The sequence below is a fragment of the Chromobacterium alticapitis genome (assembly GCF_002924365.1).
In the GTDB taxonomy this organism is placed as follows: Bacteria; Pseudomonadota; Gammaproteobacteria; order Burkholderiales; family Chromobacteriaceae; genus Chromobacterium; species Chromobacterium alticapitis.
Window position 1 is genome coordinate 1 of sequence record NZ_PQWB01000113.1, and the last position, 15,797, is coordinate 15,797.

Consider the following 15,797-nt stretch of genomic DNA (forward strand, 5'->3'; position numbering starts at 1 on the left):
AGCGTAGTGGCGGGATTCGGTTTCGTATTCAACGTGCGCGGTATTGATGGTGATACCGCGAGCCTTTTCTTCCGGCGCGCTGTCGATCTGGGAGTAGTCCTTGGCTTCGCCACCGAACTTCTTGGACAGAATGGTGGTGATAGCGGCGGTCAGGGTGGTCTTACCGTGGTCCACGTGACCGATGGTGCCTACGTTTACGTGCGGTTTGGTCCGCTCAAACTTTTCTTTTGCCATTTTGCAAAATTCCTTGATTAAAGAACATTAGATCAGGGCTGGCCGGACTTGGTTGTTAAAGCCGGCCAGCCTCAGCGCGCATTACTTCTTAGCAGCCATTACAGCTTCGGCGACGTGCTTCGGAGCCTCGGAGTAGTGCTTGAACTCCATGGAGTAGGTCGCACGACCCTGAGTAGCCGAACGCAGGTCGGTCGAGTAGCCGAACATCTCGGCCAGCGGTACTTCGGCCTTGATCTTCTTGCCACCCAGACCGTCATCGTCCATGCCCTGGACCATGCCGCGGCGACGATTCAGGTCGCCCATCACGTCACCCATGTACTCTTCCGGCGTTTCCACTTCCACGGCCATCATCGGCTCGAGGATGCACGGACCGGCGCGGCGCATGGCTTCCTTGAATGCGATGGAACCAGCCAGTTCGAAGGCGATCTGCGAAGAGTCGACATCGTGGTAGGAACCGAAAGTCAGACGCACAGTCACGTCCACCACCGGGAAACCAGCCAAGATACCGTTGTTCAGCGAGTTACGGATACCCTTATCAACGGAAGGAATGAATTCGCGAGGAATCACGCCGCCCTTGATCTCGTCGATGAACTTGTAGCCCTGACCTTCGCCGGACGGTTCCAGAGTGATCGTACAATCACCGTACTGACCCTTACCACCCGACTGCTTGGCATGCTTACCCTGCACGTCGGCAACAGTCTTGGTAATGGTTTCGCGGTAGGCCACTTGCGGCGCGCCGACGTTGGCTTCAACGCCGAATTCGCGCTTCATGCGGTCAACCAGAATTTCCAGGTGCAGTTCGCCCATGCCGGAAATGATGGTCTGGCCGGATTCTTCGTCGGTACGCACGCGGAACGACGGATCTTCCTTGGCCAGGCGGTTCAGGGCCACGCCCATCTTCTCCTGGTCAGCCTTGGTCTTCGGCTCAACTGCAACGTGAATCACCGGATCCGGGAATTCCATGCGCTCCAGAATGATTTCTGCGTCAACGGCGCACAAGGTTTCACCCGTGGTGACTTCCTTCAGGCCGATGGCGGCGGCGATGTCGCCGGCGCGCACTTCGTCGATTTCCTTACGGTCGTTGGCGTGCATCTGCACGATACGGCCGATACGCTCCTTCTTGCCCTTGACCGAGTTCAGCACGGTGTCGCCGGACTTCACCACGCCGGAGTAGACGCGGAAGAAGGTCAGCTGGCCCACGTACGGGTCGTTCATCAGCTTGAACGCCAGAGCCGAGAACGGCTCTTCGTCGGAAGCGTGACGCTCGGCTTCCACGCCGTCGGTTTCGCCCTTGATCGCCGGCACTTCAGTCGGCGACGGCAGCAGTTCGATCACGGCGTCCAGCATGCGCTGAACACCCTTGTTCTTGAACGCGGAACCGCACAGCATCGGCTGGATTTCGCAACGCAGGGTACGCTCGCGCAGGCCGTTGATGATTTCTTCTTCGGTCAGCGCTTCGCCGCCCAAGTACTTGTCCATCATCTCGTCGCTGACTTCAGCCGCGGCTTCAACCATCTTCTCGCGCCATTCTTCGGCAACGGAAACCAGGTCGGCCGGAATCTCGCCATATTCGAACTTCATGCCTTGAGAGGCTTCGTCCCAAATGATGGCCTTCATCTTCAGCAGGTCTACCACGCCGGCGAAGCCGTCTTCCGCGCCGATCGGCACAACGATAGGCACCGGATTGCCGCGCAGGCGGGTCTTCACTTGCTCAACCGCGCGGAAGAAGTTGGCGCCTTGACGGTCCATCTTGTTCACGAACGCGATACGCGGCACGTGGTATTTGTTAGCCTGACGCCATACGGTTTCAGACTGCGGCTGCACGCCACCCACGGCGCAGTACACCATCACGGCGCCGTCCAGAACGCGCATGGAGCGCTCCACCTCGATGGTGAAGTCCACGTGTCCCGGGGTGTCGATGATGTTGAAGCGGTGCTCGGGGAATTGCATCCCCATGCCCTTCCAGAACGTGGTGGTAGCGGCGGAGGTGATGGTGATGCCACGCTCCTGCTCTTGCTCCATCCAGTCCATGGTGGCGGCGCCGTCGTGCACTTCACCAATCTTGTGGTTTACGCCGGTGTAAAACAGAATACGTTCAGTAGTCGTCGTCTTGCCGGCGTCGATGTGAGCGGAGATACCGATATTGCGGTAGCGCTCAATAGGGGTTTTCCGTGCCACGGTTTACACCTTAATAAGTGAACTAGCTTAGAAACGGAAGTGCGAGAAGGCCTTGTTGGCTTCTGCCATGCGGTGCACTTCGTCACGCTTCTTCATCGCGCCGCCACGGCCTTCGGCCGCGTCGAGCAATTCACCAGCCAGGCGCAGGTCCATGGACTTTTCGCCGCGCTTGCGAGCGGCATCGCGCAGCCAGCGCATGGCCAGAGCCATACGACGGGACGGGCGGACTTCAACAGGAACTTGATAGTTTGCACCGCCAACGCGGCGGCTCTTCACTTCCACCACCGGCTTGGCGTTGGACAGCGCGGCGTTGAACACTTCCAGAGCGTTCTTGCCGGATTTCTTTTCGATCTGTTCCAGCGCGCCATAGATGATGCGTTCTGCAACAGACTTCTTGCCGTCGATCATGACGACATTCATGAATTTGGAGAGATCCTGGGAGCCGAACTTCGGATCCGGCAGAATTTCACGCTTGGGGACTTCTCTGCGACGAGGCATGTTGCTTCCTTAAATATTCAGTTGAGCTTAACTTGCTCAGGACTACCCAACGGAGCAGTCACTTACTAGACGACCCTGAGTGTTGATCAGGCCGCCTTCAATACGTACCCATTACTTGGGACGCTTGGCACCGTACTTGGAGCGAGCTTGCTTACGATCCTTAACGCCTGCGGTATCCAGGGAACCGCGCACGGTGTGGTAACGCACACCCGGCAAGTCCTTGACACGGCCGCCGCGGATCAGCACTACGGAGTGCTCCTGCAGGTTGTGGCCTTCACCGCCGATGTACGAAATGACTTCGAAACCGTTGGTCAGACGAACCTTGCACACTTTACGCAGAGCCGAGTTCGGCTTCTTCGGAGTGGTGGTGTAAACACGGGTGCACACGCCACGCTTCTGCGGGCAGGCTTCCAGCGCAGGCACCTTGCTCTTCGCCGTGATGGCGACGCGGCCCTTGCGAACGAGTTGGTTAATGGTTGGCATTACTATCAGTTCCTAGTTGAAGCTTCCCGGAAGCAACACGCCTCCAGAAAGGACGGAGGATTATATTTTAGTCAACGCCTCAGCGTCAAATAAAAAACGCCACCCCACCAACGTTAACCGTTGATGGAGCAGCGTTTTTTCAACACTTGGCCGTGAGGCCGGTGTTTAGTCGCCGCTTTCCAGCGCAGTCGGGGCCGGATCGAACAGCATGGCGTCGCCCGCGTCCAGACCCAGGTGTTGACGGCGGCGGGTGCGATGGTAGGCGAGGCCGGTGCCGGCCGGGATCAGACGGCCGACGATCACGTTTTCCTTCAGGCCGCGCAGGTCGTCCTTCTTGCCCATGATGGCCGCTTCGGTCAGCACGCGCGTGGTTTCCTGGAAGGAAGCCGCGGAGATGAACGAGTCGGTCGACAGCGAAGCCTTGGTAATGCCCAGCAGCACGTTTTCGTACTGCGCGCATTCCTTGTCTTCGGCCATCATCTTGTCGTTCATTTCCAGCACGTCGGCACGCTCCACCTGCTCGCCCTGGATGAACTCGGTGTCGCCGCTGTCGGAGATCACGACGCGACGCAGCATCTGGCGAATGATCACCTCGATGTGCTTGTCGTTAATCTTCACGCCCTGCAGTCGGTACACTTCCTGCACTTCCTGAACGATGTAGCGAGCCAGCGCCTCAATGCCCTGCAGACGCAGGATATCGTGCGGATCGACCGGACCGTCGACGATGGATTCACCGCGGTTCACCACCTGGCCGTCGTGGACCAGCACGTGCTTGTCTTTCGGGATCAGGTTTTCGTAACCGTTGCCTTCCAGGTCCGTGATGATCAGGCGTTGCTTGCCCTTGGTGTCCTTGCCGAACGATACCGTACCGGTCACCTCGGCCAGCATGCCGGCATCCTTCGGAGAACGGGCTTCGAACAGCTCGGCCACGCGCGGCAGACCACCGGTAATGTCGCGGGTCTTGGACGATTCTTGCGGGATGCGGGCCAGCACTTCGCCCTTGCCCACGTCCTGACCGTCGCGCACCGTGATGATGGCGCCCACCTGGAAGGTGATCGATACCGACGCGTCGGAACCCGCCAGCTTCACTTCGTTGCCGTTGTCGTCCAGCAGCTTCACCAACGGACGCAGCATCTTGGACTGCGAACCAGCGCGGCGCTTCGGATCGATGACCACCAGGGTGGACAGACCGGTCACTTCGTCGGTCTGCTTCGCTACGGTGTTGCCTTCTTCCACGTTCTCGAACTTCACGCGGCCAGCGTACTCGGTGATGATCGGACGGGTGTGCGGATCCCAGGTGGCCAGCACGGCGCCTGCCTTGATCTGCAGACCGTCGGTCACCATCAGGGTCGCGCCGTACGGCACCTTGTGGCGCTCGCGCTCACGGCCCATGTCGTCGTGGATCACCACTTCGCCGGAGCGGGTGATGACGATCAGCTCGCCCTTGGTGTTCGCCACATAGCGCATCTGGCTGGAGAAGCGCACGGTGCCGTTGGACTTGCCTTCCACCTGGCTGGCGGCTGCGTTTCGAGACGCCGCGCCACCGATGTGGAAGGTACGCATGGTCAGCTGGGTGCCCGGTTCGCCGATGGACTGGGCGGCGATCACGCCTACCGCTTCGCCGGCATTGACGCGCTTGCCGCGCGCCAGGTCGCGACCGTAGCACTTGGCGCACAAGCCGTAGCGCGTGTCGCAAGTGATGGCGGTGCGGACCTTGACTTCGTCGATGCCCAGGCTGTCGATCAGGTCGACCAGATGCTCGTCCAGCAGCGCGCCGGCTTCGATCACGGTTTCGCCGGTGGACGGATCCACCACGTCGACCGCGGTCACGCGGCCCAAGATGCGGTCGCGCAGCGCTTCGATCACGTCGCCGCCCTGCAGCACGGCCTTCATGGTGAAGCCGTTAGTGGTGCCGCAATCGTCCTCGATCACCACCAGATCCTGCGTCACGTCGACCAGGCGACGGGTCAGGTAACCGGAGTTCGCAGTCTTCAAGGCCGTATCCGCCAGACCCTTACGGGCGCCGTGGGTCGAGATGAAGTACTGCAGTACGGTCAGACCTTCGCGGAAGTTGGCGGTAATCGGCGTTTCGATAATCGAGCCGTCCGGTTTCGCCATCAGACCCCGCATGCCGGCCAGCTGCTTGATCTGGGCTGCGGAACCCCGCGCGCCCGAGTCGGCCATCATGTAAATGGAGTTGAAGGACTCTTGGTCCACTTCCTTGCCTTCGCGGTCCAGCACCTTCTGCTTGGACAGCTCGTCCATCATGGCCTTGGCGATCTTGTCGCCGGTGCGGCCCCAGATGTCCACTACCTTGTTGTAGCGTTCGCCCTGAGTCACCAGACCTTGACGGTACTGCTCCTCGATTTCCTTGACTTCCTTGTTCGCCTCGCCCAGCAGCTCGACCTTCTTGGCCGGGATTTGCATGTCGTCCACGCAAATCGAGATGCCGCCGCGGGTGGAGTAAGCGAAACCGGTGTACATCAACTGGTCGGCGAAGATCACCGTGTCGCGGATGCCGCAACGACGGAACGAAACGTTGATCAGTTTCGAGATTTCCTTCTTCTTCAGCGCCTTGTTGATGTGCTCGAACGGCAGGCCCTTAGGCAGGATATCCGACAGGATGGCGCGGCCAACAGTGGTGTTGTAGCGCTTGATCACCGGCTGGAACTCGCCCTGCTCGTCCTTTTCCCATTCCTTCAGGCGGACGGTGATGCGGGTGGCCAGTTCGACCTGACGCGTTTCGTAGGCGCGGTGCACTTCCTTGGTGTCGGCGAACACCATGCCTTCGCCCTTGCCGTTCACCTTGTCGCGGGTCATGTAGTACAGACCCAGCACGATATCCTGCGACGGAACGATGATAGGCTCGCCGTTGGCCGGGGACAGCACGTTGTTGGTAGCCAGCATCAGAGTGCGGGCTTCCATCTGCGCTTCCAGGCTCAGCGGCACGTGGACGGCCATTTGGTCGCCGTCGAAGTCGGCGTTGAACGCCGCGCAGACCAGCGGGTGCAGCTGGATGGCCTTGCCTTCGATCAGTACCGGCTCGAACGCCTGAATGCCCAGACGGTGCAGGGTCGGGGCGCGGTTCAGCAGCACCGGGTGCTCGCGGATCACGTCTTCCAGGATGTCCCACACTTCCGGCACTTCCTGCTCGACCAGCTTCTTGGCCGCCTTGATGGTGGAGGCCAAACCCATCACTTCCAGCTTATGGAAGATGAAAGGCTTGAACAGTTCCAGCGCCATCTTTTTCGGCAGGCCGCACTGATGCAGACGCAGGGTCGGGCCCACGGTAATCACGGAACGACCGGAGTAGTCCACGCGCTTACCCAGCAAGTTTTGACGGAAGCGACCGCCCTTGCCCTTGATCATGTCGGCCAGCGACTTCAGCGGGCGCTTGTTGGCGCCGGTCATCGCCTTGCCGCGACGGCCGTTGTCCAGCAGCGAGTCAACCGATTCCTGCAGCATGCGCTTTTCGTTGCGCACGATGATGTCCGGCGCGCGCAGTTCCAGCAGCCGCTTCAGACGGTTGTTGCGGTTGATGACGCGGCGGTACAGGTCGTTCAGGTCCGAAGTGGCGAAACGGCCGCCGTCCAGCGGCACCAGCGGGCGCAGTTCCGGCGGCAACACCGGCAGCACTTCCAGAATCATCCATTCCGGCTTCATGCCGGAGCGTTGGAAGGCCTCCAGCACTTTCAGGCGCTTGGCGATCTTCTTGATCTTGGTGTCGGAATTGGTGGATTCCAGCTCGCGGCGCAGGCCTTCGATCTCGCTGTCCAGATCCAGCTTCTTCAGCAGCTCCTTGACCGCTTCGGCGCCCATCATGGCGACGAACTCTTCACCGTACTGGTCTTCCTTATCCAGGAAGTCCTCTTCGGTCAACAGCTGGCGGTACTGCATCGGAGTCATGCCCGGATCGGTCACGACGAATGCTTCGAAGTACAGCACGCGTTCGATGTCGCGCAGCGTCATGTCCAGGACCATGCCCAGACGCGACGGCAGCGACTTCAGGAACCAGATGTGCGCGGTCGGGCTGGCCAGCTCGATGTGGCCCATGCGCTCGCGGCGCACTTTGGACAGCGTCACTTCCACGCCGCACTTCTCGCAGATCACGCCGCGATGCTTCAGACGCTTGTATTTGCCGCACAAGCACTCGTAATCCTTCACCGGTCCGAAGATGCGGGCGCAGAACAGGCCGTCGCGTTCCGGTTTGAAGGTACGATAGTTGATGGTTTCCGGCTTTTTAACTTCGCCATAAGACCAGGAACGGATCTTGTCAGGCGAGGCGATGCCGATCTTAATCGCATCAAACTCTTCTTCTTGCGTTACCTGCTTAAAGAGGTCGAGCAGAGCTTTCATTGCGTCTCCAGTCAGGGGACAGGCGCGGCGTTAAACTTGCCGCGCCCTATTACCCAATCAATAACGTTCCAGGTCGATATCCAGGCCGAGCGAACGGATTTCCTTCACCAGCACGTTGAAGGATTCCGGCATGCCGGCATCGATCTTGTGCTCGCCCTTGACGATGTTTTCGTAGACCTTGGTACGGCCGGTCACATCGTCCGACTTCACAGTCAGCATTTCCTGCAGCGTGTAGGCGGCGCCATAGGCTTCCAGCGCCCACACTTCCATCTCACCGAAACGCTGGCCGCCGAACTGGGCCTTACCGCCCAGTGGCTGCTGCGTCACCAGCGAATACGGGCCGGTGGAACGGGCGTGCATCTTGTCATCGACCAAGTGGTGCAGCTTCAGGTAGTGCATGACGCCTACGGTGACCTTGCGGTCGAAGGCTTCGCCGGAGCGGCCGTCGTGCAGCACCATCTGGGTCTTGGACTCGTTGAAGCCCATCTTGTCGGTCAGCTCGTCGCCGTCCGGGTAGGCCAGATCCAGCATGTGCTTGATCTCGGCTTCCTTGGCGCCGTCGAACACCGGCGTGGCGAAGGTCATGCCCTTGCGCAGGTTTTGCGCCAGTTGCAGCACTTCGTCGTCGCTCAGGCCGGCAATGTCTTCCGCCTTGCCGGTTTCGTTATAGATGCGTTCCAGGTAGCCGCGGATCTCGGCAGCGGACTGCTGCTGCTTGACCATGCGGTCGATGCGCTCGCCGATGCCCTTGGCGGCCCAACCCAGATGCACTTCCAGAATCTGACCGATGTTCATACGCGACGGCACGCCCAGCGGGTTCAGCACGATGTCGACCGGACGACCGTCGCCCATGTACGGCATGTCTTCCACCGGCAGGATGCGGGAAACCACACCCTTGTTGCCGTGACGGCCGGCCATCTTGTCGCCGGCCTGCAGGCGGCGCTTCACGGCCAGGTAAACCTTGACCATCTTCTGCACGCCCGGCGGCAGTTCGTCGCCCTGGGTCAGCTTGCGCTTCTTGTCTTCGAACTTGAGGTCGAATTCTTCGCGCTTCTGCGCCAGGCTTTCCTTGATCAGCTCCAGCTGCTTGGCGATGTCTTCGTCGCTCATGCGGATGTCGAACCAATCGTGCTTGGTCGGCAGACCGGTCAGGTATTCCTGATCGATCACGGTGCCCTTGACCAGGCGCTTCGGACCGCCATTGGCGACCTTGCCCACGATCAGGCGTTCGATACGGCTGAAGGCGTCGTTGTCGAAAATACGCAGCTGGTCGTTCAGGTCCAGACGGTAGCGCTTCAGTTCCGCGTCGATGATGGACTGGGCGCGCTTGTCGCGCTCAATGCCTTCGCGGGTGAACACTTGCACGTCGATCACCGTGCCCACGGTGCCGGTCGGCACGCGCAGCGAGGTGTCCTTCACGTCGGAAGCCTTCTCGCCGAAGATGGCGCGCAGCAGCTTCTCTTCCGGCGTCAGCTGGGTTTCGCCCTTAGGCGTCACCTTGCCCACCAGCACGTCGCCGGCTTCGACTTCGGCGCCGATGTAGACGATGCCGGCTTCATCCAGACGGCCTGCCATGCGTTCAGACAGGTTCGGGATGTCGCGGGTGATTTCTTCCGGCCCCAGCTTGGTGTCGCGGGCCACCACGGACAGTTCTTCGATGTGGATCGAGGTGTAGCGGTCTTCAGCGACCAGCTTTTCCGAGATCAGGATCGAGTCTTCGTAGTTGTAGCCGTTCCACGGCATGAAGGCGATGGTCATGTTCTGACCCAGCGCCAGCTCGCCCAGGTCGGTGGAGGCGCCGTCGGCCACCACGTCGCCGCGCGCGATGTGGTCGCCCACTTTCACGATCGGACGCTGGTTGATGTTGGTGTTCTGGTTGGAACGGGTGAACTTGGTCAGGTTGTAGATATCCACGCCCACTTCGCCAGCGGTCGCTTCTTCATCATTGACGCGAACCACCACGCGGCCGGCGTCGACATAGTCCACCACGCCGCCGCGACGGGCGACAACGGTAGTGCCGGAGTCAACCGCCACCGAGCGTTCGATGCCAGTGCCGACGTAGGCTTTTTCCGGACGCAGGCAAGGCACAGCCTGGCGTTGCATGTTGGCGCCCATCAATGCGCGGTTCGCGTCATCGTGTTCCAGGAACGGAATCAGCGAGGCGGCCACGGACACCACCTGGCCGGTGGCCACGTCCATGTACTGCACGCGGTCCGGGGTCGCCAGAATGGTTTCGCCCTTCTCGCGGCAAGTCACCAGCTCGTCAATCAAGGTGCCTTCGGCGTTCAGCTCGGCGTTGGCCTGAGCGATCACGTAGCGGCCTTCTTCGATCGCGGACAGGTAATCGATCTCGTTGGTGACCTTGCTGTCCACCACCTTGCGGTACGGGGTTTCCAGGAAACCGAATTCGTTGGTGCGCGCGAAGACGGACAGCGAGTTGATCAGACCGATGTTCGGACCTTCAGGCGTTTCGATCGGGCACACGCGGCCGTAGTGGGTCGGGTGCACGTCGCGCACTTCGAAGCCCGCGCGCTCGCGGGTCAGACCGCCCGGGCCAAGAGCCGATACACGGCGCTTGTGGGTGATTTCCGACAGCGGGTTAGTCTGATCCATGAACTGGGACAGCTGCGAGGAACCGAAGAATTCCTTGATCGCGGCGGACACCGGCTTGGCATTGATCAGGTCGTGCGGCATCAGGTTGTCGGACTCGGCCTGGTTCAGGCGTTCCTTGACCGCGCGCTCGACGCGAACGAGACCGGCACGGAACTGGTTCTCAGCCAGCTCGCCCACCGAGCGCACGCGACGGTTGCCCAGGTGATCGATGTCGTCCACTTCGCCGCGGCCGTTGCGCAGCTCGGTCAGGATGGCGATCACAGACACGATGTCCTCAGTCGACAGGGTGCCTTCCATCACGTCGCGGCGCGGCGCGAACTTGTCGCCGATCAGCGACTTGAACCACTCGGGGGTCTTGTCGTCGAACTTGTACTGATAGGTGCGCGAGCTGAACTTCATGCGGCCCACGCGCGACAGATCGTAGGTTTCTTCGCTGAAGAACAGACGCTGGAACAGCGCCTCCACCGCGTCTTCTGTCGGCGGTTCGCCCGGGCGCATCATGCGGTAGATCGCCACGCGCGCTTGCAGCCTATCCTGAATGTCGTCGGTGCGCAGGGTTTGCGAAATGTACGCGCCCTGATCCAGATCGTTGGTGAACAGCACCTCGACCTGGTCCACCTCGGCCAGCGCGAGCTTGGCCAGGATTTCCTCGGTCACTTCCTCGTTGGCGCGCACGATCACTTCGCCGGTGCTCTGGTTCACCACGTTGTGCGCCAGCATCTTGCCCAGCAAGGCATCGGCCGGCACTTCGATGCGGTCCAGCTCAGCGGTCTGGATGTCGCGGATGTGCTTGGCGGTGATGCGCTTGTCCTTGGCGACGATCAGCTTGCCGTCGGCGGCCACGATGTCGAACTTGGCCACTTCGCCCTTCAGACGCTCAGGCACGACGCGCATGAACACGCCGGACTTGGTCAGATAGAAGGTGTCGAAGCTGTAGAACTCGGACAGGATTTCTTCGTTGCTGTAGCCCAGGGCCTTCAGCAGGATGGTCACCGGCATCTTGCGGCGACGGTCGATACGGAAGTACAGCAGGTCCTTCGGATCGAATTCGAAGTCCAGCCAGGAGCCGCGGTAAGGAATCACGCGGGCGGAGAACAGCAGTTTGCCGGACGAGTGCGTCTTGCCGCGGTCGTGCTCGAAGAACACGCCCGGGGAACGGTGCAGCTGGGAGACGATGACGCGTTCGGTGCCGTTGATGATGAAGGAGCCGTTCGCGGTCATGAGCGGAATCTCGCCCATGTACACTTCGTTCTCGCGCACTTCCTTCACGACCGGCTTGGACGATTCCTTGTCGAAAATCGTCAGACGGATGCGCGCGCGCAGCGGCGCGGCAAAGGTAATGCCGCGCAGCTGGCATTCCTGCACGTCGAACGGAGGCTCGCCCAAGACGTAATGAGCAAAGTCCAATTTGGCATAGCCGTTATGGCTGACGATCGGAAAGATCGACTTGAACGCAGCCTGAAGACCCACATCCTTGCGCTCATCCAGCGAGGCACCCAGCTGGAGAAATTCGGTGTAGGAATCAATCTGGGTCGCCAACAGGAAGGGGACGTCGAGAACACTGGCACGTTTCGCAAAGCTCTTACGAATACGCTTCTTCTCAGTAAACGAATAACTCATAGAGTCTCCATCGAGGTGGGTGGCGCAAGAAACCAAAAGTCAGCAGCCACGCCTAGTATATTGCTGGCTTTTACTTTCTTCGCTTCCGCCAACTACAAGCGCAATAAGGCTGGCGGATTTCTCCGCCAGCCTCACCTTCTTTTTTCAAAGAAGATTATTTGACTTCAGCCTTAGCACCAGCTTCGATCAGTTGCTTAGCGACGTCGTCGGCTTCAGCCTTGGACACGCCTTCCTTCACGTTCTTCGGAGCGCCGTCTACCAGGTCCTTGGCTTCCTTCAGACCCAGACCGGTGATAGCGCGAACAACCTTGATCACGCCAACCTTGTTGTCGCCGGCGCCGGTCAGGACGACGTCGAACTCGGTCTTTTCTTCAGCGGCGGCAGCGCCGGCGCCAGCCGGGCCAGCAACAGCAACAGCAGCGGCGGAAACGCCGAACTTTTCTTCGAACGCCTTAACCAGGTCGTTCAGTTCCATCACGGTCAGACCAGCAACGGCCTCGAGGATGTCTTCTTTGGTGATTGCCATGTGAAAATCTCCTGAATTCTATAAGAATCAAATAAGTTAAGCGGCTTCGGCTTGCTTCTCGGCCAATGCAGCCAGCGCGCGGGCGAAGCCAGCGACCGGAGCCTGCATAACGTAGAGAAGCTTGGACAGCAGTTCTTCGCGGCTCGGAATGGAGGCCAGCTCAGCAACCTGAGCGGCATTCATTACCTGACCTTCGTAGGAACCTGCCTTGACGATGATTTTGTCGTCAGCCTTGGCAAATTGATGCAGCACCTTGGCAGCAGCAACCGGGTCGGCGGAAACGGCGTAGACCAGCGGACCGACCATTTGGTCGGCCAGGCCGGCAAACGCAGTGCCTTCCACAGCGCGACGCACCAGCGTGTTCTTCAGAACGCGCAGGTAAACGCCGTTCTCGCGCGCCTGAGCGCGGAGTTTGGTCATGCTGCTAACCTCGATGCCCCGATATTCAGCGATAACGAGGGTCTGAGCTTCTGCCAATTGAGCAGCAACTTCAGCTACGACCGCCTTTTTATCTTCGATATTGAGACTCAAGGTCTATCTCCTAGACTGAAATGAGACGAAAGGATTTTCGCCTCGCTTTGCAGCGGCGACCTGTATCAGGAGACATCAAAAAGAACTGGTGCTCATGGACGGAATTGAACCGTCGACCTCTCCCTTACCAAGGGAGTGCTCTACCCCTGAGCTACATGAGCTTTGAACTTAAGAAGCCTGTTTCGGGTACACCATCTGCGTAGGATGCTTGCCCGCCTTGCGGCGAACTCGCCATTAAGCCTTGCGGCACCTACGGTCTTTGACAATCCGGCAAGCGAACCTGCCGGCCCAAAGCCTTTGGCCAGGCGGCTTGCGCCGCCTCGCCAACGCTCCGGCAGCGATTAGGCGCTGACGGTAGCGGTATCTACGCGAGCGCCGACACCCATGGTGCTGGATACGGCGATCTTCTTCAGGTAAACACCCTTGGAAGCTGCCGGCTTGGCTTTCACCAGGGCATCAACCAGAGCGGAGAAGTTTTCGCGCAGAGCTTCAACTTCGAACGAAGCGCGGCCGATGGTAGCATGGATGATACCAGCCTTGTCGGTGCGGTACTGAACCTGACCAGCCTTGGCGTTCTTCACGGCTTCGGCGACATTCGGGGTCACGGTGCCGACCTTCGGGTTCGGCATCAGACCGCGCGGGCCCAGGATTTGACCCAGCTGACCCACAACGCGCATCGCATCCGGGGAAGCGATCACAACGTCGAAGTTCAGATTGCCGGCCTTGACTTGCTCGGCCAGGTCGTCAAAACCAACCACGTCAGCGCCGGCAGCCTTGGCGGCCTCAGCATTGGCGCCTTGGGCGAACACGGCAACGCGCACGCTCTTACCGGTGCCGCGCGGCAGCACGACGGCACCGCGGACAACTTGATCGGATTTACGCGGATCCACGCCCAGGTTCACGGCGATATCGATCGACTCGTCGAACTTGGCGGTGGCGGAAGCCTTAACCAGGGCAATAGCTTCGTCAACGGCGTACAGCTTGTTGCGGTCAACGGCAGCCTTCAGAGCTTGCAGGCGCTTGGAGATCTTAGCCATATTACACGCCCTCCACTTCCAGACCCATCGAACGGGCGGAGCCGGCGATGGTGCGAACAGCGGCGTCCAGATCAGCAGCGGTCAGATCCGCTTGCTTGGTCTTGGCGATTTCTTCCAGCTGAGCGCGGGTTACCTTGCCAACCTTGTCCACGTGAGCCTTGGCGGAACCGGACTTGATGCCGGCAGCCTTCTTCAGCAGGAAGGTCGCCGGCGGCGTCTTCATGGTGAAGGTGAAGGACTTGTCCGCGTAAGCGGTGATCACAACAGGAATCGGCATGCCCGGTTCCATGCCCTGAGTTTGAGCATTGAACGCCTTGCAGAATTCCATGATGTTCAGACCACGCTGACCCAGGGCCGGACCGATCGGAGGCGACGGGTTGGCCTTGCCAGCGGCTACTTGCAGCTTGATATAGCCGACAATTTTCTTTGCCACGATTAAAACTCCTAAAATGGGTATAGCGCGAAGCAAGCTTCGCTTCCCTGACGAAAGCGCAACATCTTACACGCTTCCAAAATGCTTGCCAAGCAAAATCTTACAGCTTCTCCACCTGGCCGAATTCCAACTCTACCGGCGTATCACGACCGAAGATCTGCACCGATACGCGCAGCTTGTTCCGCTCGTAATTCACCTCATCGACCGAGCCATTGAAGTCGTTGAACGGGCCATCGATCACGCGAACCCTCTCACCCACCTCAAACAACACCTTTGGCTTCGGCTTCTCCACACCCTCCTGCATTTGCTGCATGATGGCCTCGACCTCCTTCTTGGAGATCGGCGCCGGGCGGTTGGCCGTGCCGCCGACAAAACCGGTCACCTTGGGCGTGCTTTTCACCAGGTGCCAGGTATCGTCGGTCATTTCCATTTCCACCAGCACGTAGCCAGGGAAGAATTTGCGCTCGGTGATGGACCTGCGGCCGTTCTTGACGTCCACAACCTCTTCCACCGGCACCAGAATCTGACCAAATTGATCTGCGATGTCGGAACGCTCGATACGTTCTCGCAGCGCCTTTTGCACGCTCTTCTCAAAACCAGAATAAGCGTGTACCACATACCAGCGCTTTGCCATTATCAACCTCGACCGAGAATCACATCATAAAACAGCCACGACAGGCCAGAATCCACCAGCCACATAAAGAGCGCCAGCACCGTAACGAAGACGAACACCATCAGCGTCACTTGCGTCGCCTCCTTGCGCGTCGGCCACACCACCTTGCGAGCCTCGACCAAGGACTCATTAGCATACACCACCAAGCCCTTGCCGGGAGCGGATGTCCACACCACGCCGGCAGCCAGCAGGATGGATACGGCGAACGCCAGCGCCCGCAGCAAGCCCTGCCCCTCCGGAATCATGTAGAAGCCGACGATACCGGCGACAACCACAAGACCAGCCAGAGCCAACTTGATCTTATCTTGCATTTCCATGTCGAATCTTCTCTCGCATATGCGACAAAAGACCAACCGGCGCATAGCGCCGGCTGGTCTTAATTGGCAGGCCAGGAGGGTCTCGAACCCCCAACCCTCGGTTTTGGAGACCGATACTCTACCAATTGAGCTACTGGCCTTTAAACCTTACTTGGTGATCTTAGCAACCACGCCGGCGCCGACGGTGCGGCCGCCTTCGCGGATAGCGAAGCGCAGACCTTCTTCCATGGCGATCGGAGCGATCAGTTCAACGCTGAATTCAACGTTGTCACCCGGCATAACCATTTCCACGCCTTCC

General features: G+C 59.7%; 13 protein-coding genes and 2 tRNA genes. All 15 read right to left on the minus strand.

All coding sequences use genetic code 11. The features are described 5' to 3' along the window. On the minus strand, nt 1-234 hold a 234-nt coding region (locus C2I19_RS17955), incomplete at its 3' end, for a GTP-binding protein (RefSeq protein ID WP_233201110.1). Between the two features lie 81 nt (nt 235-315). Then, nucleotides 316-2,412 carry an elongation factor G gene (fusA, locus tag C2I19_RS17960; protein ID WP_103904015.1) on the minus strand — a complete coding sequence of 699 codons (2,097 nt, stop codon included), beginning with the start codon at nt 2,410-2,412 and terminating at the stop codon, nt 316-318. 27 nt (nt 2,413-2,439) lie between these two features. Then, complete coding sequence (gene rpsG, locus C2I19_RS17965) at nt 2,440-2,910, minus strand: 30S ribosomal protein S7 (protein WP_021479140.1); 471 nt, start codon at nt 2,908-2,910, stop codon at nt 2,440-2,442. A 111-nt stretch (nt 2,911-3,021) separates the two neighbouring features. Continuing rightward, on the minus strand, nt 3,022-3,393 hold the full coding sequence (gene rpsL / locus C2I19_RS17970) for a 30S ribosomal protein S12 (RefSeq protein WP_011137738.1): 372 nt from the start codon (nt 3,391-3,393) through the stop codon (nt 3,022-3,024). Nucleotides 3,394-3,558: 165 nt separating this feature from the next. Further along, nucleotides 3,559-7,749, minus strand: coding sequence for a DNA-directed RNA polymerase subunit beta' (gene rpoC / locus C2I19_RS17975; protein WP_103904016.1), 4,191 nt, complete (start codon nt 7,747-7,749; stop codon nt 3,559-3,561). 57 nt (nt 7,750-7,806) lie between these two features. Then, the gene (gene rpoB, locus C2I19_RS17980) at nt 7,807-11,982 is read right to left on the minus strand and encodes a DNA-directed RNA polymerase subunit beta (RefSeq protein ID WP_103904017.1); all 4,176 of its coding nucleotides are present in this window, start codon (nt 11,980-11,982) and stop codon (nt 7,807-7,809) included. Nucleotides 11,983-12,136: 154 nt separating this feature from the next. After that, nucleotides 12,137-12,508, minus strand: a complete 372-nt coding sequence (gene rplL / locus C2I19_RS17985; RefSeq protein WP_103904018.1) for a 50S ribosomal protein L7/L12 — start codon at nt 12,506-12,508, stop codon at nt 12,137-12,139. A 36-nt stretch (nt 12,509-12,544) separates the two neighbouring features. Then, nucleotides 12,545-13,039, minus strand: a complete 495-nt coding sequence (gene rplJ, locus C2I19_RS17990; RefSeq protein WP_103904019.1) for a 50S ribosomal protein L10 — start codon at nt 13,037-13,039, stop codon at nt 12,545-12,547. Between the two features lie 86 nt (nt 13,040-13,125). Next, nucleotides 13,126-13,200: transfer RNA gene (locus C2I19_RS17995), tRNA-Thr, on the minus strand. Nucleotides 13,201-13,380: 180 nt separating this feature from the next. Next, nucleotides 13,381-14,076 carry a 50S ribosomal protein L1 gene (rplA, locus tag C2I19_RS18000; protein ID WP_103904020.1) on the minus strand — a complete coding sequence of 232 codons (696 nt, stop codon included), beginning with the start codon at nt 14,074-14,076 and terminating at the stop codon, nt 13,381-13,383. 1 nt (nt 14,077) lies between these two features. After that, the gene (gene rplK / locus C2I19_RS18005; RefSeq protein WP_021479134.1) at nt 14,078-14,509 is read right to left on the minus strand and encodes a 50S ribosomal protein L11; all 432 of its coding nucleotides are present in this window, start codon (nt 14,507-14,509) and stop codon (nt 14,078-14,080) included. Nucleotides 14,510-14,609: 100 nt separating this feature from the next. Next, a complete protein-coding gene (gene nusG / locus C2I19_RS18010) occupies nt 14,610-15,143 on the minus strand; it encodes a transcription termination/antitermination protein NusG (protein WP_103904021.1) in 534 nt (177 codons plus the stop codon). Nucleotides 15,144-15,145: 2 nt separating this feature from the next. Beyond that, nucleotides 15,146-15,499, minus strand: a complete 354-nt coding sequence (gene secE / locus C2I19_RS18015; protein WP_103904022.1) for a preprotein translocase subunit SecE — start codon at nt 15,497-15,499, stop codon at nt 15,146-15,148. A gap of 64 nt (nt 15,500-15,563) precedes the next feature. Further along, nucleotides 15,564-15,639, minus strand: a tRNA-Trp gene (locus C2I19_RS18020). Nucleotides 15,640-15,646: 7 nt separating this feature from the next. After that, nucleotides 15,647-15,797: EF-Tu C-terminal domain-related protein (locus tag C2I19_RS18025; protein ID WP_500778864.1), on the minus strand; the 151-nt coding region annotated here is incomplete at its 5' end.